General features: G+C 37.0%; 2 protein-coding genes. Both read left to right on the forward strand.

What is annotated here, in order from left to right; genetic code table 11:
• The first annotated feature begins 105 nt into the window (after positions 1–105).
• On the forward strand, positions 106–516 hold the full coding sequence (locus tag DD616_RS16500; RefSeq protein ID WP_032467859.1) for a hypothetical protein: 411 nt from the start codon (positions 106–108) through the stop codon (positions 514–516).
• Positions 517–607: 91 nt separating this feature from the next.
• On the forward strand, positions 608–1,300 hold the full coding sequence (locus DD616_RS16505) for a hypothetical protein (RefSeq protein ID WP_208871933.1): 693 nt from the start codon (positions 608–610) through the stop codon (positions 1,298–1,300).
• Positions 1,301–2,108 lie beyond the last annotated feature (808 nt).

Here is a 2,108-nt window from a genome sequence, read left to right on the forward strand (position 1 = left end):
CTTTAGTTCAAAATTGAAGTTTAGTGTTTACAGTGTTTTTTTTCAAGTTCGGCAGTGCGTTGTCAACCCCTTAGCCGGGCGTTATATTTATTTTGAGGTAACCGTATGAAGCAATATGATTTTCCATTTCCTAATGAAGAAAAAGGCTATTCTTTATTCCCTTCAGATTTAGAAGAGAGCGACAATATTCTTTTTCATGGTACGGCAATTGAGAATTTTGACGCTATCGTTTCTGATGGGTTCAAATCAGCAAAAGAAATAGGGAAAGGTACTAATCCCAACTTTTTACTTGAATCCGTTTCATATGCAAAAACGAGCAATCAGTGTTTAGCATATGTATGCAACAATCGTGATGAATCTAACCCCAAAGATGGTGTTGTATTTGTAGTGAAATTTGACTCTTTAGACGTATTTGGAATTACCAATAATTTTGATGACATACATGTAAACTTGCCAAATATTCAACCGGAGATTATTGGCTACTGTATTGTTCCAAAAGAGTATAAGTTCATATAAATATAACAAACTGTTCAAGAGGGATTCGCAACCCCTTAGCCGGGCGTTATGTGCCCGACATGTCTTGCACAATTGAAATATGGAGGAAAATTTGAGTTCTCAGAACGAAGGAATAGATAAGGTCAAACCTGTTATGTTGCAGATGATCGATTTGGTGACTCCTTATCTTGAAGTTATATACCTACTCTCGGCACCAGTTGTTGCCTATTTTGCATATCGAGCGTTAGAACAGATTCGAGTTGGAAAAAATGCAACAAAAATTCAATCTGACCGAGAATCTATTCGGTTGGCTGCGGAACGTTGTGAGTATTACCATAAAGAGATATCACCAGAGGTTGTGAAGTTTTTTGACCACCTTAAAGATAAAGACATTGACTTTATTGATAAATGTGAGGTGATTATCGACAATGATGGTGTGTCAATAAAAGCGCCTAATGACGATGAGTCGTTAAAAAAACTTGTGGAGGAAATAGACTGCTTCCATGAGCTATTCAATCGGCTTGAATTGTTCGCTATGTATTTCTCAGGAAAAATAGCGAATGAAGAGTTTGCATATCATGCTCTTGGTATAACGTATTGCAAGTTAATAAAACGTTTGATGCCGCTGTTAATGATGAACTTTTTCAAAGATGAATGTAAGCATATTATTACGTTGTTTTATATCTGGAATCCTAGAGTGGACAAACTCTATGACTCTAAACGGAAAAAGAAACTTGAAAGAGAATTGTCTGAACTAAACAAAAAGGAAACTCCAGAAAGAAAGCTCAAACCATTGGGCACATAACAAACAATTTAAGAGGGATTCCCAACGCTTGGCACTTTTGCTTCTACTTCAATTTTAGTGTTTACGGTACAATGCTTTAGGTTGGGTGGTAGCGTTGCTCACCCCTTAATTGGGCGTTATGTTTTATTGAACTTCAGCAAAATCAATATATAAATTTTAATGGGAAAGCTTGGTCTGATTTAGAAGTTTTCCTATTCTAATTTATTGATATTATGAGTTTATTGTTCTTTTTCGTGGCTATTGAAAGTTGAACGATGCTCGTGCATTTTTAGCCAACTCTGCTCTGATAAATTGTGTACGCAAAAGGTTCGATTGTTGCTGAAAGGTCTCTTTCTTTGGTGTTGCTAGCTCATTGACTCCGCAGGCTATTTCGCTTCGGCATGTTTGGGATCTCATGAACATCTAGCTTGCTGACAGTGTTTGGTTAGCGCAAGTTTATCGATGATTTTGCGCTTTTTTCCGGCTCTGTCCTGATAAATTGTGTGCGTAAAAGGTTCAATTGTCGCTGAAAGTTCTCTTTCATTGACGTTATTTGTGTCTTGATTCCGCAGGCTAATTCGCTTCAACTTGTTTGAGATCTTATCGACAACAATGATTGTTGAAAGTGGGCTGGTTTGTCATTTTGATTTAAACTGCTTCGAATAAATGAATTTATAAAAGTTCAATGTAATCAATAAGTAATAAAACATAACAAACGCTTCAAGAGGGACTTCCAACGCGTAGCATTTTTATTGTGCGTTGATTTCAGTGGTTACGGTGTTATGCGGGAACTTGGTAGTAGCGTTGTCAGCCCCTTAAGCGGGCGTTA

The sequence above is a fragment of the Vibrio anguillarum genome (assembly GCF_003390515.1).
Taxonomy (GTDB): domain Bacteria; phylum Pseudomonadota; class Gammaproteobacteria; order Enterobacterales; family Vibrionaceae; genus Vibrio; species Vibrio anguillarum.